This is a genomic window from Domibacillus sp. 8LH (genome assembly GCF_038806185.1).
In the GTDB taxonomy this organism is placed as follows: Bacteria; Bacillota; Bacilli; order Bacillales; family Domibacillaceae; genus Domibacillus; species Domibacillus indicus_A.
The window spans coordinates 14,103-39,394 of record NZ_JAVJNG010000009.1; the positions used below are offsets into that span (position 1 = coordinate 14,103).

General features: G+C 44.3%; 24 protein-coding genes. 17 read left to right on the top strand and 7 right to left on the bottom strand.

The window, feature by feature from the left end; genetic code table 11:
* Positions 1-4 precede the first annotated feature (4 nt).
* Together RG959_RS12240 and RG959_RS12245 are read right to left on the bottom strand one after the other, a co-directional pair.
* Positions 5-592, bottom strand: coding sequence for a DUF47 domain-containing protein (locus tag RG959_RS12240; protein ID WP_342797446.1), 588 nt, complete (start codon positions 590-592; stop codon positions 5-7).
* Between the two features lie 77 nt (positions 593-669).
* On the bottom strand, positions 670-1,578 hold the full coding sequence (locus RG959_RS12245; protein WP_342797359.1) for an RluA family pseudouridine synthase: 909 nt from the start codon (positions 1,576-1,578) through the stop codon (positions 670-672).
* 92 nt (positions 1,579-1,670) lie between these two features.
* Between RG959_RS12245 and RG959_RS12250 the strand changes: the two genes are divergently transcribed.
* Positions 1,671-2,033, top strand: a complete 363-nt coding sequence (locus tag RG959_RS12250) for a DUF5365 family protein (RefSeq protein WP_342797360.1) — start codon at positions 1,671-1,673, stop codon at positions 2,031-2,033.
* Between the two features lie 35 nt (positions 2,034-2,068).
* Here the strand turns inward: RG959_RS12250 and RG959_RS12255 are convergent, their stop codons facing one another.
* Positions 2,069-2,545: a thioredoxin family protein gene (locus RG959_RS12255; RefSeq protein WP_342797361.1), complete on the bottom strand. Its 477-nt coding sequence runs from the start codon at positions 2,543-2,545 to the stop codon at positions 2,069-2,071.
* A gap of 4 nt (positions 2,546-2,549) precedes the next feature.
* Positions 2,550-2,966, bottom strand: a complete 417-nt coding sequence (locus RG959_RS12260; RefSeq protein ID WP_251270594.1) for a disulfide formation protein C — start codon at positions 2,964-2,966, stop codon at positions 2,550-2,552.
* A 201-nt stretch (positions 2,967-3,167) separates the two neighbouring features.
* Here RG959_RS12260 and RG959_RS12265 point away from each other — a divergent pair, with 201 nt between their 5' ends.
* The 3 genes from RG959_RS12265 (at position 3,168) to RG959_RS12275 (ending at position 7,062) form a co-directional block, all read left to right on the top strand.
* Complete coding sequence (locus tag RG959_RS12265) at positions 3,168-4,901, top strand: phospho-sugar mutase (protein ID WP_342797362.1); 1,734 nt, start codon at positions 3,168-3,170, stop codon at positions 4,899-4,901.
* A gap of 117 nt (positions 4,902-5,018) precedes the next feature.
* On the top strand, positions 5,019-6,332 hold the full coding sequence (locus tag RG959_RS12270; RefSeq protein ID WP_342797363.1) for a SpoVR family protein: 1,314 nt from the start codon (positions 5,019-5,021) through the stop codon (positions 6,330-6,332).
* A gap of 52 nt (positions 6,333-6,384) precedes the next feature.
* Positions 6,385-7,062 (top strand): TrkA C-terminal domain-containing protein, encoded by a 678-nt coding sequence (locus tag RG959_RS12275; RefSeq protein ID WP_342797364.1) that lies wholly within the window; start codon positions 6,385-6,387, stop codon positions 7,060-7,062.
* Here RG959_RS12275 and RG959_RS12280 read toward each other — a convergent pair.
* Together RG959_RS12280 and RG959_RS12285 are read right to left on the bottom strand one after the other, a co-directional pair.
* Positions 7,059-7,877: an EcsC family protein gene (locus RG959_RS12280; protein WP_342797365.1), complete on the bottom strand. Its 819-nt coding sequence runs from the start codon at positions 7,875-7,877 to the stop codon at positions 7,059-7,061. The two genes, RG959_RS12275 and RG959_RS12280, sit on opposite strands and share 4 nt — an antisense overlap.
* Before the next feature lie 94 nt (positions 7,878-7,971).
* Positions 7,972-8,391, bottom strand: a complete 420-nt coding sequence (locus RG959_RS12285) for an arsenate reductase/protein-tyrosine-phosphatase family protein (protein ID WP_242232430.1) — start codon at positions 8,389-8,391, stop codon at positions 7,972-7,974.
* A gap of 290 nt (positions 8,392-8,681) precedes the next feature.
* Here RG959_RS12285 and RG959_RS12290 point away from each other — a divergent pair, with 290 nt between their 5' ends.
* From RG959_RS12290 to fumC, 11 genes are all read left to right on the top strand, one after another.
* The gene (locus RG959_RS12290) at positions 8,682-9,914 is read left to right on the top strand and encodes a dicarboxylate/amino acid:cation symporter (protein WP_342797447.1); all 1,233 of its coding nucleotides are present in this window, start codon (positions 8,682-8,684) and stop codon (positions 9,912-9,914) included.
* Between the two features lie 106 nt (positions 9,915-10,020).
* The gene (locus RG959_RS12295) at positions 10,021-10,203 is read left to right on the top strand and encodes a twin-arginine translocase TatA/TatE family subunit (protein ID WP_251270590.1); all 183 of its coding nucleotides are present in this window, start codon (positions 10,021-10,023) and stop codon (positions 10,201-10,203) included.
* 203 nt (positions 10,204-10,406) lie between these two features.
* Entirely contained in the window at positions 10,407-12,365 is a 1,959-nt protein-coding gene (locus RG959_RS12300; protein ID WP_342797366.1) for a transglycosylase domain-containing protein, read from the top strand.
* 500 nt (positions 12,366-12,865) lie between these two features.
* Positions 12,866-14,533, top strand: a complete 1,668-nt coding sequence (gene ilvD, locus RG959_RS12305) for a dihydroxy-acid dehydratase (protein WP_342797367.1) — start codon at positions 12,866-12,868, stop codon at positions 14,531-14,533.
* Positions 14,534-14,928: 395 nt separating this feature from the next.
* Positions 14,929-16,668: an acetolactate synthase large subunit gene (gene ilvB / locus RG959_RS12310; RefSeq protein ID WP_255821801.1), complete on the top strand. Its 1,740-nt coding sequence runs from the start codon at positions 14,929-14,931 to the stop codon at positions 16,666-16,668.
* Positions 16,665-17,186 (top strand): acetolactate synthase small subunit, encoded by a 522-nt coding sequence (gene ilvN / locus RG959_RS12315; protein ID WP_242232426.1) that lies wholly within the window; start codon positions 16,665-16,667, stop codon positions 17,184-17,186. Before ilvB ends, ilvN begins: the two co-directional genes overlap by 4 nt.
* A gap of 38 nt (positions 17,187-17,224) precedes the next feature.
* Positions 17,225-18,241, top strand: coding sequence for a ketol-acid reductoisomerase (gene ilvC, locus RG959_RS12320; RefSeq protein ID WP_251270588.1), 1,017 nt, complete (start codon positions 17,225-17,227; stop codon positions 18,239-18,241).
* A gap of 51 nt (positions 18,242-18,292) precedes the next feature.
* Positions 18,293-19,402, top strand: coding sequence for a 3-isopropylmalate dehydrogenase (gene leuB / locus RG959_RS12325; protein ID WP_251270587.1), 1,110 nt, complete (start codon positions 18,293-18,295; stop codon positions 19,400-19,402).
* Between the two features lie 99 nt (positions 19,403-19,501).
* Complete coding sequence (gene leuC, locus RG959_RS12330) at positions 19,502-20,914, top strand: 3-isopropylmalate dehydratase large subunit (protein WP_315692937.1); 1,413 nt, start codon at positions 19,502-19,504, stop codon at positions 20,912-20,914.
* Positions 20,915-20,929: 15 nt separating this feature from the next.
* Positions 20,930-21,529, top strand: coding sequence for a 3-isopropylmalate dehydratase small subunit (gene leuD / locus RG959_RS12335; protein WP_309086786.1), 600 nt, complete (start codon positions 20,930-20,932; stop codon positions 21,527-21,529).
* 316 nt (positions 21,530-21,845) lie between these two features.
* Entirely contained in the window at positions 21,846-23,234 is a 1,389-nt protein-coding gene (gene fumC / locus RG959_RS12340; RefSeq protein WP_342797368.1) for a class II fumarate hydratase, read from the top strand.
* Positions 23,235-23,283: 49 nt separating this feature from the next.
* Here the strand turns inward: fumC and RG959_RS12345 are convergent, their stop codons facing one another.
* The gene (locus RG959_RS12345; RefSeq protein ID WP_242232420.1) at positions 23,284-23,487 is read right to left on the bottom strand and encodes an alpha/beta-type small acid-soluble spore protein; all 204 of its coding nucleotides are present in this window, start codon (positions 23,485-23,487) and stop codon (positions 23,284-23,286) included.
* A gap of 269 nt (positions 23,488-23,756) precedes the next feature.
* Here RG959_RS12345 and RG959_RS12350 point away from each other — a divergent pair, with 269 nt between their 5' ends.
* Both RG959_RS12350 and RG959_RS12355 read left to right on the top strand, forming a co-directional pair.
* A complete protein-coding gene (locus RG959_RS12350; protein WP_242232419.1) occupies positions 23,757-24,020 on the top strand; it encodes a metal-sensitive transcriptional regulator in 264 nt (87 codons plus the stop codon).
* 61 nt (positions 24,021-24,081) lie between these two features.
* Positions 24,082-25,221, top strand: a complete 1,140-nt coding sequence (locus tag RG959_RS12355; RefSeq protein ID WP_342797369.1) for a DUF445 domain-containing protein — start codon at positions 24,082-24,084, stop codon at positions 25,219-25,221.
* Positions 25,222-25,292 lie beyond the last annotated feature (71 nt).

Sequence of the window (25,292 nt, forward strand, 5' to 3'; positions counted from 1 at the left end):
CCCCTTATGCATTTTTCATAATAATGGTTTCAAGTGTATTGGCGACGTCTTGGCAATAGTCCGCAATTTCTTCAAGATTTTCGTAAATCTCTTTCATCTTGATCAAGCGGATTGGATCTTTCTCAATTGTGAAAATATGTTTGATCGATTGACGAAGAATTCCGTCGCAAACAGTTTCATATTCCTTAATTTTAATAGCATGTGTGCGGATCACTTGCAGCTTTTTAACAGTAAGCAGCTCAACAGCCGAAACAATTTCCTCTGCACAAGAACGGATCGCATCAACAAATTTCAGCATGTATTCGTCCGCGTTAATGACAGAGTACATTTCAAACATAGCTGCTGTAGCTTCAAGTCCGTCCAGCACGTCATCCATGCTCATTGCCAGCGCCAGAATGTCTTCACGTTCAATTGGTGTGATGAAAGTATGGTTCAATTCTTTAATCACTTCATGCATAAGGTCATCGCCTTTTGTTTCGAAGCGCTTCATCTCATCTGAAAAGATTTTTAAATCTCCAGCATTTTTCAGCTTATATTCAGCGAAATAGTCTGCACCTTCTTTTAAATTTAACGCGATGGATTCAAGCAGCATTGAAAATTTATCTTTTTTCGGTTTAAACACGTTCACAACCTCCTGAAATAGTTAAAAATAATCTCAACTTTCCCATTTTACTCGAAAAATGTCGTTAAAAAAAGCTTTTTTATTGAATCCGGCACAGGGGCCAATACGGTTACGCAATCATTTACAAATGGGTGAGGAATTGTTAATTTTGCTGCATGCAGCAGTGGATGGGGAGAAATCCCGCTTCCGCCGTACAATGCATCTCCAGAAATCGGGTGGCCGATCGAGGACAGATGGACACGAATTTGGTGAGTGCGGCCTGTTTCGAGCCGGCACTTTAGCAAGGAGCGGCCATCCTGCACGGCCACCCGTTCAAAATGAGTAACCGCTGCCTGGCCGTTCGGAGAAATCCGCCGTCTTGTCGGATGATGTCGGTCTTTTCCAATTGCTTTTTTTATCGTGCCGCTTTTTTTTGCCACAGGCCCGTCCACTACTGCATAGTATGTCCGGAAAATTTCTTTTTGCTCAAGCAGGCGGGAGAGCACGGCATAAGCCGCTTCATGTTTTGAAAACAAAACAGCTCCGCTTGTTCCTTCATCGAGGCGGTGGACATGCCGCACAGGAAGAGAGTCATCTTTCACTGACATGTGATAGCTTACACCGTTGAGCAGCGTATGGCGTTCATCGGGGTCATTCGGATGGGTCTTTATTCCGGCCGGTTTATCCGCAACCACCAAATGATCATCTTCGTATAAAATGGAAGGCGAGGGAGGCACAGGTTCAGCGCCGAATGAACCGGGTTTGAAAAAAGGAAAGGCCAAAGAGCTGCCCTGCTCAAGCGGCTGCCGCCAATTTGCAGGCTGTCCATTCAAAAGAATAGAACGGTCCATTCGCCATAAATGAATCATTTTTTTCGGAAGCTGCCATTTTTCTGAAAGAATCGCTTCAATGGTTGAACCATCCAGCTCTGCATTTATATACATTACCCAGTGCTGATTTTGTCGAATTGTATGCATGAAGTTCATCCTTTTCTAATAAATAGTTATTTTCTCTCTGAGAATTGTATGGTATTCTGATAGGAGACTGCAACTAAAGGTGGCTGCAAACCATGTCCATACTTATGTCTTCAACCATTGAACAAGAAGAGAAAATTAAAACATTGTGCTCTTATTTGTCGAAACAGGTATTTCCGCGTTACATTCAGTCTGATCTTATTGAAAAGTTCGAAGCAGAAAAACTTTTTTCACTGGATGATAAACAACTTGAACAAGTAGAATCGCTGCACGATGCTTCATGTGTAATCACAGCACTCAATACGATTATTTCCATCCTAGAAACCTCATCTCTTTCTACTCAATATGAAGCATTATTTACGGAAAGTATTCATACATTACAAAGTTATCAGATTTCTTTTCCATTTCCGCTGTCCTTTTTTATTGAACAGAAGCGGACGACGGCTTTTTCGAAATAAAAAACGGCTTTCCCCTTTAGGGAAGGCCGCTTTTTTTATTGTTTATTTTCTTTTGTCTGGTTTAAAAACGCAGTCCATTCCGCTTCCGGCTGGCTGCCGACAAGGCGGTCTTTTTCTACCCCGTTTTCAAAATAAACAAGTGTCGGTGTATATTCAATCCCATAGTCTGTCCAGCCTTGTTCAAATTCAAGCAGATTATACTGAAGTACTTCTACATTTTCATCATCCGCAATGGGCATTAAAACAGGCGTGGTTTCCTGGCAGTGTGGGCAGGTCGGGCTGTAAAAATAAACAACCGCATCTTCGCCGTCCTCTAATTTTTTCTCAAGGTCATCAGGCAGGATAATATTTTGGTAGTTCGGGTCATCCAGCTGCTTGACCGTTTCAGTTTGAAGGTCATCCTTGCCATATGGATTTCCTTTCGATGCTTCTTCTTTTTGATATTGCGTTACAAAGGCAATCGCGCCAAAAACAGCAACGAGAACCACCGCAAAAATAATCACTTTCTTCAATGATTTACGCCCCTTTTCTTTTTAGAATCATCAAGCTCGCCACGAAAATAATCGTAAATGCAGTCAACGCGAGAAACGGGATGGTAACGAACCCGAACCAGTTGATATACATCCCTGTGCACGGCACCCGGCCGCAGGCAGGAGCAGCATCCGATAAAAAATCGATTTTTTGAATGCCATAATGGTAAAGGGAAATAAGGCCGCCAATACCAGACATCGCGAGCGAATAAACAGCGGCTTTCGTGTCCCTTCTGGCGATCGCAATCCCAAGAATCAATACGAGAGGGTACATCAAAATACGCTGATACCAGCAAAGCTCACAAGGTTCATAGCCGGCAATTTCTGAGAAATAAAGACTGCCTAGCATGGCTGTAAATGAAGCAGCCCATGCGGTGAAAAGCAGGTTTTCTTTTTTTTGCATGAGATCCCCGCCTATCATCAAAATAATTGCTGAACATTAGCATTATAGTCTGAATAAAGAAGAAAAGTAAAACATTCTGAGCGTCTCCTATATCCTGGTTGTTTTTGGTTGGAAATGAATGAGGTTTACCGTTAATAATTCTGTGAAATAAGAACAACAGATGGTATGATATAGGAAATCATAGTTTTGGAGGGAATGCCTGTGGCCTGGAAAGAAGAATATACAAGATGGAAAAACTATTCGGAACTTGATGCAGAAATGAGTGAACTGCTTCTTTCAATCGAAGAAGATGAAAAAAGTTTAGAAGATGCTTTTTACAAAAATCTTGAATTTGGTACGGGCGGCATGCGCGGCGAAATTGGCGCCGGCACGAACCGGATGAATGTATATACGATTCGAAAAGCGTCTGCAGGTTTGGCAGCTTACATAACGGAACAAGGAGAAGAAGCGAAAAAACGCGGTGTAGCGATTGCCTATGACTCTCGCCATAAATCACCGGAGTTTGCGCTTGAAAGTGCGAAAACACTCGCTTCAGCAGGTATTCAAACATATCTTTTTGACGAGCTTCGCCCAACACCGGAATTGTCTTTTGCCGTACGTGAGCTGAATGCTTTTGCTGGTATCGTGATTACAGCAAGCCATAACCCGCCTGAGTACAACGGATATAAAGTGTACGGGCCGGATGGTGCCCAGCTTGCTCCAGAAGCAGCTGATCGTGTCATCGATAAAGTGAACGCAGCAGGTGATGAACTCCAGATCGAGGTAAAAGATGAGGAACTGTTAAAAGAACAGGGACTAATTCAAATGATCGGGAAAGAAATCGATCAGGCATATGTAGACAATCTTGTGACTATTTCAGAGTGGCCGGAAGCAGCACAAGAATCCGACGTCAGTATTGTGTTTTCTCCTCTTCACGGTACTGGTAATAAGCCTGTACGCCAGGCACTTGAGGCGCTTGGCTATCAAAATGTGACTATTGTAGCTGAACAGGAGCAGCCGGATGCCAATTTTTCAACCGTAAAATCTCCAAATCCTGAGGAAAAAGCAGCATTTGAACTGGCTATCCGTGATGGACAAAAAGTGGATGCGGACATTTTGATTGCGACAGATCCGGATGCAGACCGTCTTGGTGTCGCTGTAAAAGACGGCAACGGCGGATATGTTTTGCTGACAGGAAATGAAACTGGCGCTGTGCTGGTGGATTATATTTTGGCCCGCAAAAAAGAAAAAGGCACACTGCCTGAAAACGGCCGCATTTTCAAAACCATTGTAACGTCTGAGCTGGGACGTGCAGCAGCAGCTCAATATGGTGTTTCATGCGAAGACGTGTTAACCGGCTTTAAATTTATCGGCGAAAAAATTGAGCAGTATAACGATTCAGGCGAATTTACATTCTTGTTTGGTTATGAAGAAAGCTATGGATACTTAATTGGCGATTTTGCCCGTGATAAAGATGCAGTGCAGGCAGCGCTTCTGGCTGTTGAAGCATGTGCGTACTTCAAAAAGCAGGGGAAAACGCTGCATGGAGCATTGATGGATTTATATGAGCGTGTTGGCTACTTCAAGGAAGGCCTTCAGTCTTTGACGTTAAAAGGAAAAGACGGGGCAGAGCAAATTGCGGGGCTGCTGTCTTCTTTCCGCGCGCAGGCGCCTGAATCAATTGCAGGCATCCGGGTCGAAGCCGTAGAAGATTACCAGACAGGGGAACGTACGGCGATTGCTACGAATGAAAAACAGCCGATCGAGCTGCCTTCTTCAAATGTATTAAAATATTTTCTTGAAGATGGAACGTGGGTGTGCGCTCGTCCATCGGGAACAGAACCAAAAGTGAAATTTTACTTTGGGGTAAAAGCCGATTCGTTCAAAGAAGTAACGGAAAAGCTTGCACTCGTTCAAGAAGATTTCATGGCGCGTGTAAATGAAATGCTGAAATAATGATCAAGAGCTGGCGGCTTCTTTAAGCTGCAGCATATAAAAAGAGGCGGATGAAATCCGCCTCTTTTTTCATGTTTAATGGGCGTACGCATACACATAGATTCAGGGGGGATTCGGATGAAGCATGCTGATCTTCAATATGCAATCGAAGAAATTACAGATATTGCTGCAGGATTCGGGCTTGATTTCTATTCAATGCGTTATGAAATTTGCCCGGCAGATATTATTTACACTTTTGGTGCTTATGGAATGCCTGCCCGTTTTTCGCATTGGCGGTTTGGGAAGCGATTTTACAAAATGAAGCTCCACTATGAGATGGGGCTCAGCAAAATATACGAGCTGGTAATGAATACAGATCCGTGCCAGGCTTTTTTGCTCAATACAAACTCACTCGTTCAAAACAAGCTTATTGTTGCCCATGTTTTAGCCCACTCGGACTTTTTTAAAAATAATGTCCACTTTGAAAAAACAAACAACCAAATGGAAAAATCAATGGCTTCTGCAGCAGAGCGGATCAGCCAGTTAACAGATGAACATGGAATTGAGCAGGTGGAAGCTTTTCTTGACGCCGTTTTATCCATTGAGGAGCATGTAGATCCCCTGGCACACATCGGCTCTCATCAAATCGACGAGCCATTCACTCACCGTTACGAATACGACGATCTTTGGGAAAAAGAATCGGCTCCCAAGCAAGTAGAGGAAACATTTTTTGAAAAAGACCTTCTTGCTTTTATCGCTGCGAACAGTCCGATTTTAACAGATTGGCAGCGTGAAATTGTCATGTTAATCCGGCAGGAGATGCTTTATTTCTGGCCGCAGATGGAAACAAAAATTATGAATGAGGGCTGGGCCTCTTACTGGCATATGAAGATTATGAGAGAGCTGTCCTTAACAGAGTCTGAGGCCATTGAATATGCGCGTTTGAATGCGGATGTTGTGCAGCCGTCTAAAATGGGCATCAACCCTTATTATCTTGGGGTTAAATTGTATGAGTACATTGAAAAACAATATGGAAACCGTGAAATTTTATTTGATATCCGTGCCAGAGAATCCGATATTTCTTTTCTGCGGAACTACTTGACGAAAGAATTTGTGGAGCGGGAGGATCTATATTTGTTTGAGAAAAAAGGAGCCCACTGGACGATCACTGATAAGGAGTGGACGTCGGTGCAGGATCAGCTTGTTTCCTCAAAAGTAAACGGAGGATTCCCTTCTCTTTACGTCACAGACGGAAAAGAAGACCTGCATATTTTACATGCGTATGAAGGAAAAGAGCTGGACGTTGGATATTTGGAGCAAACCATTCCAAATCTCTATACGTTATGGGGGAAACCCGTTCATTTAACAACCGTTATTGATGGACGGACAACGATTTTCACCTATGGAAAAGACGGGTTAAAAAGGAAGTATGGCGGTATGTTTACCGGTTAATGCCTTCGGGAACAATGAAAGAAAAGCCGTTCCGGAAAGAAGGCAGCAAGATATGGGATTTGTTTTTATTTTACTTTATTTGGTAATCGTGGTGCTTGTCATTGAAATATCTGTAATCGCGTTTCACTTAACAGGACTTGAAAAAGAGGTGGCCCGGTATCAGGCGATTTCCATGCTGACAGGCACTGGATTTACAACAGATGAATCACAGCTTATTATTGATCATCCTATACGACGCCGAATCAGTATGTTTCTCATTCTGTTCGGTGCTTTTTCATTGGCCGTTATTATCTCAGCGATTACTAATATTTTAGCTAATGACCTGCGCTTAAAGGAATTGATGATTATTAGTTCCGTACTGCTGACCATTTACATTCTCGGCAAAACACCGCTGACCAAAAAGCTTCTTCAGCATCGCTTTAAACATGAGATGAAAAAAAATCTGGATATTTCCGAACTCCCGGTGAAAGAAGCGCTTTTTCTTCAAGAAGATGACATTGTAACAGATGTAGTGGTAGAAGAAGGCACCAGGCTCGATGGAAAAAAAGTGGAGGATGTCTTTGAGCATGGGCATGATGCCAATTTGTTATTTATTAAAAGAGGAGAAGTAAATGTACGTGAGGATTTAACGGAGGAAACGATTCGGGCAGGTGACAAGCTGTACTTATACGGGAATAAAAAGGTGATTGAGAAGCTTACAAAAGAAACCGAATCAGACGATCCGCATTAAAGGCGGATGTCTGATTCGGTTTCTGCTAATTTCTCTAAAATACGCCGTTTTTTATAAAGCATAATGGCGGTATCGGACAATTCTTCAATCATTGAGCGGTTTGACAGCGCTCCAAAAACAATGCCGACTACGGGTACAAGGCGAAACACTTTCTTTAAGCTGTATTGCTCTCTGTAGGAAAGCACCACTTCCCGCCAGCCCTGCATTTGCGAAATCATTTCTTTGCTGCTCCCCCGATCGGCATAATTCGCAATTTCTTTTAAAATAGCCCGTTTCCCAACAATATCGGAGGAAGAAAACTGCAGGCATTTAATAATAAAAATCCGTTCTTCCCGCTCATTAGGATCGTATCCATAAGCCACAGCAATTTCTTGAAGCATCTTTAGAGAGATCGCCAATGTGGCAGGGATATCAACCGCCAGCGTAAAAATGCCTCCAATGCCTGTTGCAGCACCTTGAACGGTAGCGGCGCCCGCATGCGATTTTTGAATCGAAAAAGCAGTCTCGTCCATAACGGAAATCGGCAGTTTTTTTACGTCTTCTATCGAATGAACAGGTATTTCGGCGTTACGCTCCAGCTTTTTTAAGATGCTGTCCTGCCTCGTTAAATACTTGCCGCCGCTTTGAACATAATAGCCGAGTTCATCCAGCAGCGAGCCGATTTTTCGCTGAATAAAAGAAGGCGTCAGTTTATCAAGGATAGCAAAAGGAAGACGGGCGGCACGATCCCAAATCCACAATCCTTTTTGATCCTTTTCCCATTGCCCAATTTGCTGCAGCTGTTCGATCAGTGTTTGTTTTGTTTCCATATTCATAATCCCTGCCTCTCTAAATGAGTTATACGGACGTTAAATAATTTAGTTTCAAAAAAAAATGCCCTCGCTGGCCCAACCGCAAAGGCGTAAAGATTTAAATGAGTTGTTTTTTAAGCTCCTGTATCTTTACAGCAAGCTCATCGCATACTTCCTGATAAGCGGCCCATCGATCTGTTAAATGATCACAATGTATTGGATTGAATATATTCCATCGTAACACTTTCTGCTCGGATTCATTCAAAAGAGCAGGGAGGCTATCACGTTGAAAATCATAAATAGCAACCACGATGTCCGCCTCATTCACGAGCTGAGGCTTCAGCGAATGCGGTGTTTTACTCTCGATGTCAATGTTTACTTCTTTCATCGCCTTAACAGGAAGGGCGTCATAGTCTGCACGTGAGCAAGCGGCGCTGATTACATTCCAGGAGGGCTCATTTAATCTTGCCGCCCACCCTTCCGCCATCATGCTCAAATGATTAAACGGTGACAGAAATAAAATGGTTTTATTTTTCATACCGGTTGACCCCTTTGACGTGGTGGTTATATTCTTTTATACCCCGATTTTTATAATGATAAGCGCTCCTGTAAAATTTGTTGCACAAAGTGATTCTTTGGGCTTGATGCTAAAGATGTATAGAGTGAAGCGAAACAAAAATGACAAGGAATCAAAACGCGAAAAGGGGTTTAGAATTTTGTAGGAAGTGGTAAATTATCTGTTAGAAAGAACATTATTTTTTTTACATATTCACAGTGAAGAAAAAGCAAGGGTTTGTACAGCTGAAAAGGGGTGGATGCATGAAAAAAATGAATTTAACTACTAAGATTGTAGCAGCGCTTGTTGTCGGAGCGATTGTCGGTCTCCTGTTAAACTTGACTGCACCAAATGTGTTTGAAGTACTAAATACGTATTTATTCGTACCGGTGGGGCAGATTTTCCTGAGCTTGATCAGCATGCTTGTTGTACCGCTTGTGTTCTTTTCCATTGTGCTTGGATCAGCTGGTCTTGGAGACCCGAAAAAACTAGGCCGCATTGGCGCAAAGACAGTGGGATATTTTTTAGTTACAACGTGTATCGCTATTATAATTGGCATGGCATTATCCGCTGTTATTCAGCCGGGCGCAGCCGGAGAGTTTGATACAGCAGGCGCTGAGTTCTCAGCGGAAGAAGCACCGCCTGTCAGTGAAACGCTTATGAATATTATTCCGAAAAATCCTATCAATGCGATGGCAGAAGGAAATATGCTTCAACTAATTGTATTTGCTGTTTTTATCGGTTTTGCCTTGACTGCGCTTGGCGAAAAAACAAAAGGTATCCTCAGTTTAGTGAACCAGGGAAATGAAATTATGATGTATTTGGTAGGACTCGTTATGCGGTTTGCGCCATATGGAACCTTTGCTTTAATTGCCACAGCCATTGGCACACAAGGCTGGGATGCCATTCTGGCAATGGGCTCATACATGCTTGTTGTATTAGCGGCATTGTTTATCCACAGCGCCGTCACATACGGGGGCACCGTTGCTTTCTTGGCGAAGAAAAATCCTCTTTGGTTTTTTAAAAAGTTTGCTCCGGCAATGGGAGTCGCGTTCAGTACGTCAAGCAGTAATGCGACGCTGCCTGTTTCCATGGAAGTAGCCCAAAGGGATTTAAAAGTGCCTGAGCCGATCAGTTCATTTGTACAGCCGCTTGGTGCTACCATTAATATGGACGGAACCGCTATTATGCAGGGCGTAGCAACGATGTTTATTGCCCAGGCGTTTGGAATTGATCTTACAATGGGAGAGCTGGCGACTGTCGTCCTAACAGCTGTTTTGGCCAGTATTGGAACAGCCGGTGTACCCGGTGTCGGGCTTATTATGCTGGCGATGGTACTTGGCAGTGTCGGACTGCCGGTTGAGGGAATTGGTTTAATTATCGGAATTGACCGCCTGCTTGATATGACACGGACGGCTGTTAATATCACAGGTGATGCAGCATGCGCTCTGTACATCGGGGAAACAGAAAAAAACAGAAACCTTCAAGCGGTTGGCCGCGCATAGGAACGAGTAAAGAGAGAAATAGACACAAATCTGTTTCTCTTTTTTCGTTCAAAGGGCCGTTTATCCTTTATAATAAGCATATCAACAAAGAAAAGGGGCTAAACACATGAACCTTGGATTTGGCGAAGTTGCCATTATTTTGATTGTCGCCTTGTTGTTATTTGGACCGAAGAAATTGCCACAGCTTGGACGCGCCGCCGGCCAGACGCTTCATGAATTTAAGCGCGGCATGAAAAACGTTATGGACGACGACGATACAGATGAGCAAAAGAAAATAGATTCAAAATAAGCAAGCAGAGCCGTGCGCACTGCTTGTTTTTTTATGGAGGCAGCCAGATAGCTGCTTTATGTACCAAAAAAAGGCATGTAACTTTTGAGCCTCTCATCCGTACTAGAAAACAGAGCCTGTTTTATCATATTCGTTGCAATTTAGCGAAATGTGCTTAAAATGAGAAAAGGCCGCATGTATCACAAAGAAGGGAACCAAACAAAATGAAAGTAGTTATGAGAATGATCCAAACTCTCTGGCGAAAGTTTCACCTGACCCAAATTGCTATTTTGCTTGCTGCAATCGTTGTTTTGGCAGGCCTTGGTGCAGGTTTTTATTTTATGAAATCCGCCGACGTGGAAACATTAAAGCAAGGACTCTCACAGTCAACCATTATTTATGATAGAGACGGAGACAAAGCAAGTAAGCTCTCTGCAACCCGAACGAACAGTGTATCGATCGAAAAAATGCCGGAGCATCTGCAGGAAGCGATTGTGGCAGTGGAAGACAATCGTTTTTACGAACATGGTGGGTTTGACGTAAAAGGCATTTTCCGTGCTGCCTTTACCAACCTTATGGCAGGTTCAAGGGTACAGGGAGCCAGCACGCTGACGCAGCAGCTGACGAAAAACGCGCTTCTGTCGCCGGAAAAAACATACCGGCGGAAAATAGAAGAATTGTTTCTCGCCATTGAGATTGAAAAAGTATACAAAAAAGAAGAGATTTTAGAAATGTACTTGAATACAAGCTATTTTGGAAATGGAGCTTGGGGAGTGCAAAACGCAGCTAAAAGATATTTTGGAAAAGACGTTTCCGAGCTGACTCTTGCGGAGTCGTCTATGCTTGCCGGAATGGTAAAGGCGCCATCACGTTACAATCCGATCGACAGCATGGATAATGCAGTCAACCGCCGCCAGGTTGTGTTAAATCAGATGGTGAAATACGGTTATCTTACCGAGAATGAGGCAGACGAAGCTGCCAATACAGAAGTAACGCTCAAGGATGCAAGCGGTGATCCGCTGAAAGGAAAGTACGCTCATTACGCCGATGCTGTCATCAATGAAGCGATCTCACGCTACGGTTTAACGCAGGACGATCTCCTGTCGCAAGGTTACAATATTTATACAGCGATGGACCAAAACGTACAGGCCGGGCTGGAAGACGTATATGAAAACAGTACAGTTTTCCCTCAAACAGTCAACGGAGAAGATACACAAAGCGCGGCTGTGTTAATGGATCCAAAAAGCGGCGGCGTTTTAGGTGTTGTCGGCCGGCGGGGCGAACACGTTTTCCGCGGCTTCAGCTTTGCTACTCAGATGAAAAAGTCACCAGGCTCCACCATCAAGCCGCTGGCTGTATATACGCCTGCTCTTGAAGAAGGCTATAAACCGACCGATATGCTGGTGGATGAAAAAATGTCTTTTGGAAAAGGTGAAGGTGCGTATTCTCCGTCTAACTACAGTGATACGTATGAAGGAGAAATGCCAATGTACCGGGCGATTGAAAAGTCAGCGAACGTGCCGGCTGTCTGGCTCTTAGACCAAATTGGCCTGTCAAAAGGCGTTAATTCCTTAGAGCGTTTTGGTCTTGAAGCAAAAGATCCAAAGCTGGGGTTAGCCCTTGGTGATATTACGCCTGGTGTGTCCCCCCTTCAAATGGCTGAAGCCTATTCAGCGTTTTCAAATGACGGTGTTCGAAAAGAAACATTTTTTATTCAAAAAATTATCGGCCCTGAAGGAGAAATCAAGCCAAAATGGGAGCCGAAGGAAGTTAAAGTAACGTCAAAAGAAGTAACAGACGAAATGACATCCATGCTTCTCGGGGTAGTAGAGAGGGGATCCGGCAAACGCGCCCAGGTAGATGGGGTAGATATTGCCGGGAAAACCGGTTCTACACAAGTGCCGATCGAAGGCATTGATGGCACTGAAGACCAATGGTTTGTCGGATACACACCGAACCTGGTAGGGGCTGTCTGGGTTGGTGTAGAAGAAGTAAGTAAAACAAATTACATGACAACCAACAGTTCGGATGGGGCTGTACCGTTATTTGGTGAAGTTGTGTCTAAGATTCTTCCTTACATCGGAGAAACTTCGTTTGATGTAGACGCCATTGATGACAATGCAAAGCCCGAAGAGGAACATTGGTATGATGGAATCGTAGAGAAATGGAACGAATGGTTTTAAACGAAAGCCGGATGTTTATTCATCCCGCCTAAGACTGACGACTTTGTCGTCAGTCTTTTTTTTATGAACGTTTCCATTGTTGAAAAGGGGCAGCCGCCTATGGGACTAGCAGGCCAGTTCAAGCCGATTTAGCCGCATAACGCCGGATACGAATCCAATACCTGCCCCATGAAAAAGCGAGCCCATGCGCCCAAAACATTTAGCGCTTCTAGCATGCAAAAACAAAAAGGTACTTTAACAAATCATTTTATTTTTCCGCCGTTCTAATCTGGATGATTATTCGCCCGGCTTTTTACATATACATAGCGGGAAGCGTTCACAAAAAAGAAACTTTAAAAATAATTTAGTCTTGTCAGAAAATTTGACAGAAAAGGTGTTGACCAAAGTCGAAAAGAGCGGTATTATTGTGACCACAATATAAACTTAATTTTCAGATTAAATAAATGATTTTTACAGATTATTGGGCGATTTGAAAGGCAAGTCATTATGGGGGAGATACAATGCGCAGTGATATGATTAAAAAAGGGGTTGAACGTGCCCCGCACCGCAGCTTGTTGTATGCTGCTGGTGTAAAAACGGCGGATTTACATAAGCCATTTATCGGCGTATGTAATTCCTATATAGATATTATTCCAGGACACGTTCACTTAAACAAATTTGCTGAAGTCGTAAAAAAAGAGATTCGTGAAGCTGGCGGCGTTCCGTTCGAGTTTAATACAATCGGCGTAGATGACGGTATCGCAATGGGCCATATTGGCATGCGTTATTCTCTTCCAAGCCGCGAACTGATTGCCGATTCAGCTGAAACAGTCATTAATGCGCATTGGTTTGACGGAGTATTTTACATTCCAAACTGTGACAAAATTACACCAGGTATGCTTATGGCCGCTGTACGGACAAACGTACCAGCTGTGTTTGTGTCAGGAGGACCGATGGAAGGCGGCGTTTCTTCCACAGGGAAACCATTAACGCTGACGTCTGTATTTGAAGGAGTCGGAGCTCACCTTTCCGGCAAAATGTCAGCGGAAGAGCTGCTCGATATTGAGTCGAATGCTTGTCCGACTTGCGGGTCTTGTTCAGGGATGTTTACCGCTAATTCCATGAACTCGTTGATGGAAATGCTCGGGCTTACACCTCCTGGAAACGCAACGATTGTGGCAACTAGTCCTGAACGCCACCGTTTAATTAAAGAAGCAGTCGGATACTTGATGAACGCAATTGAAAATGATTTAAAACCGCGTGACATCGTAACAGAACGGGCGATTGATGATGCTTTTGCTCTTGATATGGCGATGGGCGGTTCAACAAATACAGTTCTTCACACATTAGCCATTGCAAATGAAGCAGAAATTGAGTATGATTTAAATCGTATAAATGAAGTAGCCAATAGAATTCCATATTTGGCAAAAATAAGTCCAGCATCAGATTACACAATGGATGATGTTAATAAAGCAGGCGGCATCAGCGCGATTATCCGTGAACTGTGCGAGCTTGAAAATGGCATTGACGGCGATCGCTTGACGATTACGGGCAAAACCGTTTATGAAAATGTTAAAGATGCCCATATTACGAATACAAAGGTAATACGGACGAAAGAAGATCCATACAGCCCAGTCGGCGGCCTTTCCATTCTATACGGAAATATTGCCCCGCTTGGCGGAGTTATTAAAGTAGGAGCCGTTGATCCATCCATTAAAACATTTGATGGAGAAGCGATCGTATTTGACTCGCAGGAAGAAGCTATTGAGAACATCAATAATGGAACCGTTAGAGAAGGCCACGTCGTCGTAATCCGGTATGAAGGGCCAAAAGGCGGACCGGGTATGCCGGAGATGCTGACTCCAACATCAGCGATCGCTGGCCGTGGACTTTCGACAAAAGTCGCACTTATGACAGACGGCCGTTTCTCTGGTGCATCACGTGGTATTTCAATCGGACACGTTTCACCAGAAGCAGCTGAAGGCGGACCAATTGCTTTTATCCATAATGGCGACAAAATCAAAATTGACCTGACAAATCGCACGCTGAACGTTGACTTGTCAGAAGAAGAGCTGGCAGCACGCCGTGCAGATTTTGTACAGCCGGAGCCGAAAATTAAAAAAGGCTGGCTTGCTCGTTATTCTAAGCTTGTTACTTCTGCCAATACCGGCGGAGTTATGAAAATTTAACATATGTATTGCATATAAATCGTTGACGAGGAAAAAGTGTTAGGAACTGCATTTCACAGAGAACCGGTTATAGCTGAGAGCCGGGAGTGCATCCTAATCGCGACATCCCCTCTGAGTGCTTTTCTGAACGTCATCCAGTAGGAAAAGCCGGGTGCTGAGCTACCCGTTACCAAAACGAGCCGGTTATCGGTTCATAAGGCGGATTTTTGTAAGAAAATTCGTGAATCAGGGTGGTACCGTGAAAAGGAGAAGTCTTTTCACCCCTGCGTTGCTGTTTCGGCAGTCGCAGGCGTGAAAGGACTTTTCTTTTTGCTTTAAAACGGGTATTTGTACCTCTGTAAAGAAGAACCCTCTTGCCAATACGGACAAAAAACCATTATTTGGAGGAGATCAAAATGAGTCAAAATGCAAAAGCACCGGAATTGAAATTTGAAAATGAACCAGTTAAAAGAACAGAGCCAATGAATGGTGCCGACCTATTTGTCGAAACATTGAAAAATGAAAACGTAGAAGTGATGTTTGGTTATCCAGGCGGTGCGGTTCTTCCATTATATGATGCACTTTATAAAAATCCGATCCGTCACATTCTTGCCCGGCATGAGCAGGCGGCTATCCATGCAGCAGAAGGATATGCCCGTGTTTCTGGCAAACCAGGTGTTGTATTGGCCACATCTGGTCCTGGAGCAACAAACCTTGTAACGGGTATTGCGGATGCCATGATGGATTCTCTGCCGCTTGTGATCTTTACAGGACAGGTAGCCACTGGCGTCATCGGATCAGATGCATTCCAGGAAGCCGATGTAATCGGTATTACAATGCCAATTACAAAACACAACTATCAGGTTCGCTCAATGGAAGATCTTCCAAGAATCGTCCATGAAGCTTTCCATATTGCTACAACCGGCCGTCCGGGTCCTGTTTTAATCGATATTCCAAAGGACATTGCAACGACAATCGGGAATGCGGAATTTGTAGATGAACTGAATCTGCCGGGATACCAGCCGAACTTTAAACCGAACAGCTTGCAGGTGAAAAAGCTTCGTGGCGCGCTCGCAAAAGCGAAAAAGCCGGTTATTTTAGCCGGTGCAGGTGTTCTTTTTGCAAAAGCATCTGGAGAATTGCTCGAATTTGTCGAAAAAATGCAAATTCCGGTTGTAAACACACTGCTTGGCCTTGGCGGATTTCCAGCTGATCATCCACTGTTCCTTGGAATGGGCGGAATGCATGGAACATACGCGGCCAACACAGCTCTTTATGAAGCAGACCTGCTGATCAATATCGGCGCTCGCTTCGATGACCGCTTAACTGGAAATCTGGCTCATTTTGCTCCGAATGCAACGGTCGCGCATATTGATATCGACCCGGCAGAGATTGGCAAAAACGTGCCGACCCATATCCCAATCGTAGCGGATGCAAGAGAAGCATTGAAAAAAATTCTCAGCCTTGATCTAGAAGTGCCGCAGGCAGAAGAATGGCGCCAAAAGCTTCAAAAAGACAAGGAAGAAAATCCGCTTTGGAATACAGAAGGCGGGGAAGGCATCTCTCCTCAATCGTTAATGCGCATTATTCATAATGTAACGAATGGAGACGCAGTAGTCACAACAGATGTTGGTCAGCACCAGATGTGGACAGCGCAATACTACGGATTCAAAAAACCAGACCAATGGGTAACATCAGGCGGGCTTGGGACAATGGGCTTTGGTTTCCCATCTGCGATCGGCGCGCAAATTGCAAAGCCGGATAAAACAGTCGTGGCGGTAGCCGGTGACGCAGGCTTCCAAATGACTTTGCAGGAGCTTGGACTTGTTGCAGAATTGAAGCTGCCGGTTAAAATTGTCATTTATAATAACCAGGCGCTTGGTATGGTACGCCAGTGGCAGGAAACATTCTACGAAGAGCGGTATTCTCAATCATTGATTCCGGTTCAGCCGGACTTTGTTAAACTGGCCGATGCTTATGGCATTCGCGGCTATGTCGTTACAACAGAGGAAGAAGCAGAAAAAGTTATGCGTGAAACGCTGACAGATAACGAGCCTGTATTGATCGATTGCCGTATTAAACCGAAAGAAATGGTTTATCCGATGATCGCACCAGGCAAAGGACTTCATGAAATGATTGGGGTGAAACCGCAATGAGAAGAATTGTAACAGCAACTGTGTTGAACCAAAGCGGTGTTTTAAACCGCATCGCCGGACTGTTTACACGCCGCCAATTTAATATTGAAAGCATTACAGTAGGTGCGACTGAAACAGAAGGCGTATCAAAAATGACGTTCGTTGTCCAAGTGGAAGACGACCGCATGGTAGAGCAAGTTGTCAAACAGCTGCATAAGCAAATTGACGTGTTAAAAGTCAGTGACATTACTGAACAGGCAATTGTTACACGCGAGCTTGCTCTTATAAAAGTGATGACCACTCCGCAAACGCGGGCTGAAATCAACGTAATCATTGAACCATTCCGGGCGACCATTATTGATGTTGCACGAGATAGTGTGACCATTCAAGTTGTCGGAAACTTCGAGAAAATCGAAGCAATGATTGAACTTCTTCGCCCTTACGGCATCAAAGAAGTGGCACGTACGGGACAAACAGCGATTAAACGCGGTTCCCAGCGGTTTGTGTCAGACTCAAAACAGGTTTCTATTTTAAATTAAAATAAAAAACAAAAAAACAATCTTGGAGGATGAAAAAAATGACAAAAGTTTATTACAATGGTGACATCAACGAAGCGGTACTTGCAAACAAAACAGTAGCTATCATCGGTTACGGTTCACAAGGGCATGCACACGCATTGAACCTTCGTGAAAGCGGCGTAAATGTTGTAGTAGGTCTTCGTCCAGGGAAATCATTTGATCAAGCAACAGCTGACGGCTTTGATGTAAAAACAGTTCGCGAAGCAAGTGCTGCAGCGGATATCATTATGATCCTTCTTCCAGATGAATATCAAACAGCAGTATACAAAGAAGAAATCGAGCCAGTATTAGAAGAAGGCAACGCGCTTGCATTCGCTCACGGCTTCAACGTTCATTTTAACCAAATCACACCGCCTGCAAACGTAGACGTATTCCTTGCTGCACCAAAAGGTCCTGGCCACTTAGTTCGCCGTACGTATGAGCAAGGTGCTGGTGTACCGGCATTGTTCGCGATCTACCAAGACTACACAGGCCAAGCGAAAGACATTGCTCTTGCTTACGCTAAAGGTGTTGGGGCAGGCCGTGCAGGTATTTTGGAAACAACATTCCGTGAAGAAACAGAAACAGATTTGTTCGGTGAGCAAGCCGTTCTTTGCGGCGGTACAGCTGAGCTTGTAAAAGCCGGTTTTGAAACGCTTGTAGAAGCTGGATATCAGCCGGAAATTGCTTACTTCGAGTGCCTGCATGAATTGAAATTGATCGTAGACCTTATGTACGAAGGCGGTCTTGCAGGTATGCGCTACTCAATCTCTGATACAGCTCAATGGGGTGACTACGTATCAGGACCACGCGTTATCACTGCTGAAACAAAAGCACGCATGAAAGACGTATTAACAGATATTCAAACAGGTAAGTTCGCTAAAGGCTGGCTGCAAGAAAACCAATTGAACCGTCCTGAGTTTACAGCCATTACTCGTCGTGAAAGCGAGCACCAGCTTGAAGTAGTTGGAAAAGAGCTTCGTGCCCTAATGCCATTCATCAAGCAAAACCAAAAAGCGGAAAGCGTGAAAAACTAAGCGTTTTTCAACTAGTTTAAAGAAGTTATTTCAAGCAACGGAGGGATTTACGTGAAGAAGAAAATTGCCATTTTGCCGGGCGATGGAATCGGCCGGGAAATTGCATCAGGTGCCGCGTCTGCTCTTGAAGCAGTCGGTAAACGCTTTGGCCACGAATTTGAGATAGAATACGCTGATATTGGGGGTGCTGCAATTGATTCGCACGGGACGCCGCTGCCAGAATCAACGCTGGCACTTGCCAAAGAAAGTGATGCGATTTTGCTCGGTGCGGTAGGAGGTCCTAAATGGGACAGCCTGCCGTCGGCCCAACGCCCGGAGCGCGGCCTGCTTGCTATTCGGAAGGAGCTTGGCTTATTTGCCAATCTGCGTCCGATTCCATCATTCCAAACGCTTGTGCAATCTTCTCCGCTAAAGCCTGAAATTGCCGGAAAGGTCAATATGCTCATCGTGCGTGAATTGACGGGCGGCCTGTACTTCGGGAAACCGAGCGAACGCCGCGGTGAAAACAATGAAGTCGTAGTGGATACTCTTCAATATACACGGGCGGAAATCGAGCGCATCGTTATTAAAGCATTCGAATTCGCAAAAGCACGTGATGGGCGGCTTACATCCGTTGATAAAGCCAACGTGCTGGAGTCGAGCCGGATGTGGCGTGAAATTGTCAATGAAAAAGCAGCAGACTATCCAGAAGTTACAGTTGATCATATGTACGTTGATGCGGCAGCTATGAAGCTGATTTCTAGTCCAGGCCAGTTTGACGTTATCGTAACAGAAAACTTATTCGGCGATATCTTAAGCGATGAAGCGTCCATGATTACAGGTTCACTTGGCATGCTGCCATCGGCAAGTTTATCGGAAAGCGGCCTTGGGCTGTATGAGCCGGTTCACGGTTCGGCACCAGATATTGCCGGCCAGAACAAAGCCAATCCGCTGGCTATGATCCTGTCCACTGCTCTTATGCTGAAATATTCACTGGATATGCGCGCTGAAGGTGAAGCCATTGAGCGGGCTGTGCAATCTGTTTTAAATGACGGCTACTGCACACCAGACTTGCAAATGGAAGGCAGCACAGTGGTAGGAACTGATAAAATGATTGAGCTTGTTACAAGCCGCATCGCTGAAGAAACAACAGCATCGGCTGGCGAAGTTGTATACATGTAAAGGAAACGCCACGTGGATTCAACCTTCTTCTGTAACATTTGCAGAAGAAGGCGGGGTCCTCGTTTTTTATCAAAATGCACATAAGAGGGGGGCTGTACAATGACGAAAAAAACGGTTATCGAAAAAATTTGGGAAAATCACGTTGTAAGCAGAGAAGAAGGGAAGCCGGATCTGCTCTACATCGATTTGCATCTTGTCCACGAAGTGACATCACCACAGGCATTTGAAGGATTACGTATGAACGGACGCCGTGTCAGACGGCCCGATTTAACATACGCCACAATGGATCACAACGTTCCAACAATCAATCGCCACATTGTCAATGACCCAATTTCCAAAACACAGATGGAAACATTAAAACAAAACTGCCGTGAGTTCGGCATTGAATTAGCCGATATTGATCACCCAGACCAAGGGATTGTGCACGTTATCGGGCCGCAGCTTGGCCTTACACAGCCGGGCAAAACAATCGTCTGCGGCGACAGCCACACGTCAACGCATGGTGCGTTTGGTGCGCTTGCTTTCGGTATCGGAACAAGTGAAGTAGAACACGTACTTGCTACCCAGACGATTTGGCAAAAGAAGCCAAAAACATTGCAAATTAAAGTAAATGGCAAGCTTGGTTTTGGTGTTCAAGCGAAAGACATTATATTAGCGATTATTGCAAAGTTTGGTGTAAATGCTGGTACAGGCTATGTAATGGAATTCACAGGCGAAGCCATTCGCTCTCTTTCTATGGAAGAGCGCATGACAATCTGCAACATGTCCATCGAAGCCGGAGCACGTGCAGGTCTTGTCAGCCCGGATATGACGACCGTTGAATATTTACGCGGCCGCCGTTATGCACCGCAGGGTGAAGAGTTTGAAGAAGCAGCGAAAACTTGGCTTGCTCTTGCATCTGATGAAGGTGCAGAATATGACAAAACGCTGGAAATCGACACTGCAGAAATTGAGCCGCAAATGACATGGGGAACAAACCCGTCAATGGGCAGCGGTATTTCAGGTGTTGTTCCGTCACCGGATAACTTTGAACGAGAAGCGGACAAAGAATCTGTACGCCATGCGCTTGAGTATATGGGACTTGAATCGGGTACGAAATTAACTGAAATTCCGGTTGATTATGTATTTATTGGTTCCTGCACAAACTCTCGTTTAAGCGATTTGCGTGCTGCTGCAGAAGTGGCAAAAGGCCGCAAGGTACAGGATCATGTAACAGCTATTGTTGTTCCTGGTTCTCAAACGGTTAAACAGCAGGCGGAAGCAGAAGGACTGGATCAAATTTTTATCAATGCCGGATTTGAGTGGCGTGAGTCAGGCTGCTCAATGTGCCTTGCTATGAATGATGATATTGTGCCTCCGGGCAAACGCTGTGCTTCTACATCTAACCGTAATTTTGAAGGCCGTCAAGGCAGCGGCGCCCGCACGCATCTTGTCAGCCCTTCAATGGCGGCAGCTGCGGCGGTGACGGGCCGTTTTACAGATGTACGTGAACTAGCAGGCGTAAACCAATAAGAAGGAGGAGCCGTTATGGAACCGATCAATCAATTTACAGGAACAGTATGCCCAATTAACCGGGCAAATATCGATACGGATCAAATTATTCCGAAACAGTTTTTAAAGCGCATCGAGCGTCAAGGTTTTGGCCAATTTGTTTTTTACAACTGGCGTTTTGATGATGAGGGCAATAAACGTGGAGATTTTATTTTAAATGACCCGCAATTTGCGGATTCTGAAATTCTAGTGGCCGGTGAAAACTTTGGATGCGGCTCTTCACGTGAGCATGCTCCGTGGGCTTTGCTTGATTATGGCTTCCGCGTCATTATTGCACCGAGCTACGCGGACATCTTCTACAATAATAGTGTTAAAAATGGAATTCTTGCCGTAAAGCTAACGGATGAGGAAGTAGAAACCCTGCTTCAAAAATCTTCTACACCAGGCTTTAAGCTTCATATTAACCTTGAAGAGCAATCAGTGAGTGATGACAGCGGCTTTAAAGCTCACTTTGACATTGATCCGTACTGGAAGAAAATGTTGTTGAATGGCTGGGATGAGATCTCGGTTACGTTAACAGCTGAAGACCGCATTCGCCAGTTTGAAGAAAGAGTATACGGTAAACAATACAGCTAAATAAAAAAAGACCTTTCTACCAGAAAGGTCTTTTTTTATTTATTAGAGCATAGATACAATCCATGATATGACAACGATAGCCCCAATGATCATTAAAATTGTTCTTAACATTCCGTTCACCCCATGCTTTATTTTGTTATACATAAGATTCCCTAAGGAGTGACAGCTTAAACGCAGAGAAGCAAAATGTTCAAGAATAAGAAGCATTCGTTCGTATATTGGTTTAGGAAAATAAACTGCTTTTTTAAGAATTTGGGAATGATGGAGGAAAAAGCGGGAAAAGTGTAACGAGATACTACTTAAAGGAGGATACATAATGAACACTCGAATCGAACGGGATACGATTGGGGAAATTCAGGTACCGGCGGATAAATACTGGGGTGCACAAACACAGCGGAGCTTAGAAAATTTTCCGATTGGCACGGAAAAAATGCCAATAGAAATGATTTACGCCTTTGCTCATTTAAAAAAAGCGGCTGCCATCGTAAACGAAAGTCTTGGAAAGCTGTCCGAAGAAAAAATGAGTGCAATTTCGGCAGCTTGTGACGATATTCTGAATGGTGATATTGGTCCCGAGCATTTCCCGCTGGTCGTCTGGCAGACTGGAAGCGGTACGCAATCAAATATGAACGTAAATGAGGTTGTAGCACGGCGGGCCTCTGAAATCGCAGGGAAAGAAGGGTTTATTCACCCAAATGACGATGTAAATATGTCACAGAGTTCGAATGACACGTTTCCGACCGCCATGCACATTGCTTTGTATGATGAAACTGAAAAACGTTTAAAACCGGCCCTAAAGCAATTTAAAAAAACATTAAAGAAAAAAGAAAAAGCATTTATGGATGTAATCAAAATCGGCCGTACCCATTTGCAGGATGCAACACCTTTATCCCTTGGGCAGGAAATATCCGGCTGGCGGCATATGATTGTCCGCAGTATCGATATGATTAAATTGGCCCAGCGGGAGCTGCTTCACCTGGCAATTGGCGGTACAGCGGTTGGCACCGGTATTAATGCCCATCCATCATTTGGTGAAAAAACAGCCGAACAGCTGGAAAAACAAACGGGCTATCCGTTTATTTCATCTCCTAATAAATTTCATGCACTGACAAGCCACGATGAAATTGTTTTTTTTCACGGTGCATTAAAAGCGCTGGCAGCAGATGCAATGAAAATTGCCAATGATGTAAGATGGCTTGCCAGCGGGCCGAGAAGCGGTATTGGGGAGCTGACGATTCCGGCGAATGAGCCGGGAAGCTCAATCATGCCTGGAAAGGTAAACCCGACCCAAAGTGAAGCGCTGACGATGGCTGCTGTTCAGGTATTTGGCAATGATACTGCGGTTGGATTTGCAGCGAGCCAAGGAAACTTTGAATTAAATGTGTTTAAGCCAGTTATTGTGTATAATACGCTGCAATCGATTCGTCTTTTAGCTGACGGTATAGTCTCATTTGATGAACGATGTGCAGTCGGTATTGAAGCGAATATGGGACGTATCCAATCTTTAATGGAGCAGTCGTTGATGCTTGTAACGGCTTTAAACCCGCACATCGGTTATGAAAAAGCGGCAAGTATTGCGAAATCCGCTCACCAAAAGGGAACCACTTTAAAAGAAGCCGCTCTTGCATCTGGGTATGTAACCGAGGAGCAATATGAGCAGTGGATTGACCCGGCGAAAATGGTAAATCTGCCGAAAAAGAAATAAAAAACAATCCGCCTCAATATTTGAGGCGGATTGCTGGGTCATTACCCTATTACTTTTGGAAGCCGTTTAGTTGCTGTTCAGCCATGCGCACCAAACGTTTTGTGATTTCGCCACCAACTGAACCGTTAGCGCGTGATGTAGCGTCAGCACCTAGCTGTACACCAAATTCAGAAGCGATTTCGTACTTCATTTGGTCGATAGCTTGTTGTGCTCCTGGTGCAAGTAATTGGTTAGAACTGTTGTTGTTTGCCATAACTGTTCATCTCCCTTTTTTTAATTGGCCGGGTACTAACGGAGTTGCACCGCTACGATAAATCGTCCGGACTGCCGGATAAGACCCGCTGTTGATTGTAATCCTAGTATGGATTGAACTCTTTTCTTTATCCGCAATATTTGTAGGTAGTTGTTTCCACTAAAGGAAAATGCCTGTGGCAAGCGTTTTGGAAAGGGCTGTGCTATACTATGGATACAAAAAAACTGGCTTATAAAGTAAAAAGGGAGAGCAGAACGGGGAGATGGACGATGAAAACATACAATCGTGATGTGAAAAATCGGCTGAGCCGTATTGAAGGCCAAGTGCGCGGAGTTATGAAAATGGTGGAGGAAGACAAAGACTGCCGTGAAGTTGTCACGCAGCTTTCCGCCATTCGTTCCGCAGTCGACCGTTCAATCGGCTTAATTGTCGCGCAAAACCTGGAAGCATGTATTCGTAGTGCCCATGAAAACGGCGAAAAAGCCGATGATGCCATTCAAGCAGCAGTGAATATGATTGTAAAAAGCAGATGAAAAAACGATGCCGGCTCCCATTGGAACGGCATCGTTTTTTATAAAGAAAGGCGGGAAAACGTTGGGCATATTGTGGCTGGTATTGTTTATGAGTGTAATTGGAGCGCTGATCGGCGGTATAACAAATGCTATAGCGATCCGTATGTTGTTTCGGCCATATAAGGAATACTGTATTGGCAAATGGCGCATTCCCTTTACACCAGGGTTGATTCCAAAAAGAAAAGCGGAGCTTGCCAGGCAGATTGGAAAAGTGGTGGATGAACATCTGCTTACTCCAAGCAGTATTGAACAAAAGATGATAGAACCTGAATTTCGGGAAGAAATAAGAGCGGTTGTACAGACAGAGGCGAAAAAGTGGCTTCGGTCGGAGATAACGATTGCTGAGATCTTTCAAAAAGCATACATTTCACAGCCAGAGAAAAAAATAGAAGCGCATCTTCAAAAATGGGTGGATGAAAAGTACGCAAACATAAAAGATTTTTACACAGATCAGCCTGTTAAAGAATCACTGCCGGCTGAGTGGCTGGACCGGGCAGAAGCAAAAATACCCGACATTTCATCATACCTTTTAACAAAAGGAGCTGATTATTTTTCCAGTGATGAAGGACGGCACCGGGTAAAACGGATGACAAACGATCTTTTATCAGAATGGGGACGAATCGGCAGCATGATTCGGATGGTGGTAGGCAATACATCCCTTGAGGAAAAAATTCGTCTGGAGATTGTAAAGTTTTTTACAAGTCCGGGAGCAAAAGATTTGGTCAATACCATGCTGAAAAACGAATGGGAACGAATGATTGACTGGAAATGGTCACACGTACTTGAACATTTTTCAGATGAAAAAGCGCTTCAAAAAACGAAAGTGTTTATCTTAAATCAGCTTAGTATAGCAGAATTATTGGACCGGCCAGTATCTCTTTATTTGGCGCCATATGAAAACAAGCTTATACATGACTTTGTCCCAAAGCTTGCGGAGGAAGGATTGGCAAGAGCAGCAAAACGCGTTCCTTCTATTATGCAAAAGCTGAAAATTGACGGCATTGTCCGCAGCCAGATTGAAGCATTTTCAACCGAACAGCTCGAAAGGATTGTTCTTGAAATTGCTCATCGTGAATTAAAAATGATTACATGGCTCGGAGCTCTGCTTGGCGGCTTAATCGGCATTTTGCAGGCTTTGATTATGTCAGTGCTCCCTTTATAAAGGGAGCGTCTGTTTATTCAAAATACTTCAAATTTTGGCTCCTTTTCGGTATGATAAAAGTGAAAAAGGGG

What these genes read in the sequence shown, in the direction of transcription:
- RG959_RS12285 (WP_242232430.1), bottom strand. Translation starts at nt 8,391, where the DNA reads ATGAAAAATAAAACCATTTTATTTCTGTCACCGTTTAATCATTTGAGC.
- RG959_RS12250 (WP_342797360.1), top strand. Translation starts at nt 1,671, where the DNA reads ATGTCCATACTTATGTCTTCAACCATTGAACAAGAAGAGAAAATTAAA.
- RG959_RS12350 (WP_242232419.1), top strand. Translation starts at nt 23,757, where the DNA reads ATGAAAACATACAATCGTGATGTGAAAAATCGGCTGAGCCGTATTGAA.
- ilvN (WP_242232426.1), top strand. Translation starts at nt 16,665, where the DNA reads ATGAGAAGAATTGTAACAGCAACTGTGTTGAACCAAAGCGGTGTTTTA.
- leuD (WP_309086786.1), top strand. Translation starts at nt 20,930, where the DNA reads ATGGAACCGATCAATCAATTTACAGGAACAGTATGCCCAATTAACCGG.
- leuC (WP_315692937.1), top strand. Translation starts at nt 19,502, where the DNA reads ATGACGAAAAAAACGGTTATCGAAAAAATTTGGGAAAATCACGTTGTA.
- ilvC (WP_251270588.1), top strand. Translation starts at nt 17,225, where the DNA reads ATGACAAAAGTTTATTACAATGGTGACATCAACGAAGCGGTACTTGCA.
- RG959_RS12275 (WP_342797364.1), top strand. Translation starts at nt 6,385, where the DNA reads ATGGGATTTGTTTTTATTTTACTTTATTTGGTAATCGTGGTGCTTGTC.
- RG959_RS12240 (WP_342797446.1), bottom strand. Translation starts at nt 592, where the DNA reads ATGCTGCTTGAATCCATCGCGTTAAATTTAAAAGAAGGTGCAGACTAT.
- RG959_RS12345 (WP_242232420.1), bottom strand. Translation starts at nt 23,487, where the DNA reads ATGGCAAACAACAACAGTTCTAACCAATTACTTGCACCAGGAGCACAA.
- RG959_RS12260 (WP_251270594.1), bottom strand. Translation starts at nt 2,966, where the DNA reads ATGCAAAAAAAAGAAAACCTGCTTTTCACCGCATGGGCTGCTTCATTT.
- RG959_RS12280 (WP_342797365.1), bottom strand. Translation starts at nt 7,877, where the DNA reads ATGAATATGGAAACAAAACAAACACTGATCGAACAGCTGCAGCAAATT.
- RG959_RS12270 (WP_342797363.1), top strand. Translation starts at nt 5,019, where the DNA reads ATGAAGCATGCTGATCTTCAATATGCAATCGAAGAAATTACAGATATT.
- ilvB (WP_255821801.1), top strand. Translation starts at nt 14,929, where the DNA reads ATGAGTCAAAATGCAAAAGCACCGGAATTGAAATTTGAAAATGAACCA.
- RG959_RS12245 (WP_342797359.1), bottom strand. Translation starts at nt 1,578, where the DNA reads ATGCATACAATTCGACAAAATCAGCACTGGGTAATGTATATAAATGCA.
- RG959_RS12295 (WP_251270590.1), top strand. Translation starts at nt 10,021, where the DNA reads ATGAACCTTGGATTTGGCGAAGTTGCCATTATTTTGATTGTCGCCTTG.
- fumC (WP_342797368.1), top strand. Translation starts at nt 21,846, where the DNA reads ATGAACACTCGAATCGAACGGGATACGATTGGGGAAATTCAGGTACCG.
- ilvD (WP_342797367.1), top strand. Translation starts at nt 12,866, where the DNA reads ATGCGCAGTGATATGATTAAAAAAGGGGTTGAACGTGCCCCGCACCGC.
- RG959_RS12290 (WP_342797447.1), top strand. Translation starts at nt 8,682, where the DNA reads ATGAATTTAACTACTAAGATTGTAGCAGCGCTTGTTGTCGGAGCGATT.
- RG959_RS12300 (WP_342797366.1), top strand. Translation starts at nt 10,407, where the DNA reads ATGAAAGTAGTTATGAGAATGATCCAAACTCTCTGGCGAAAGTTTCAC.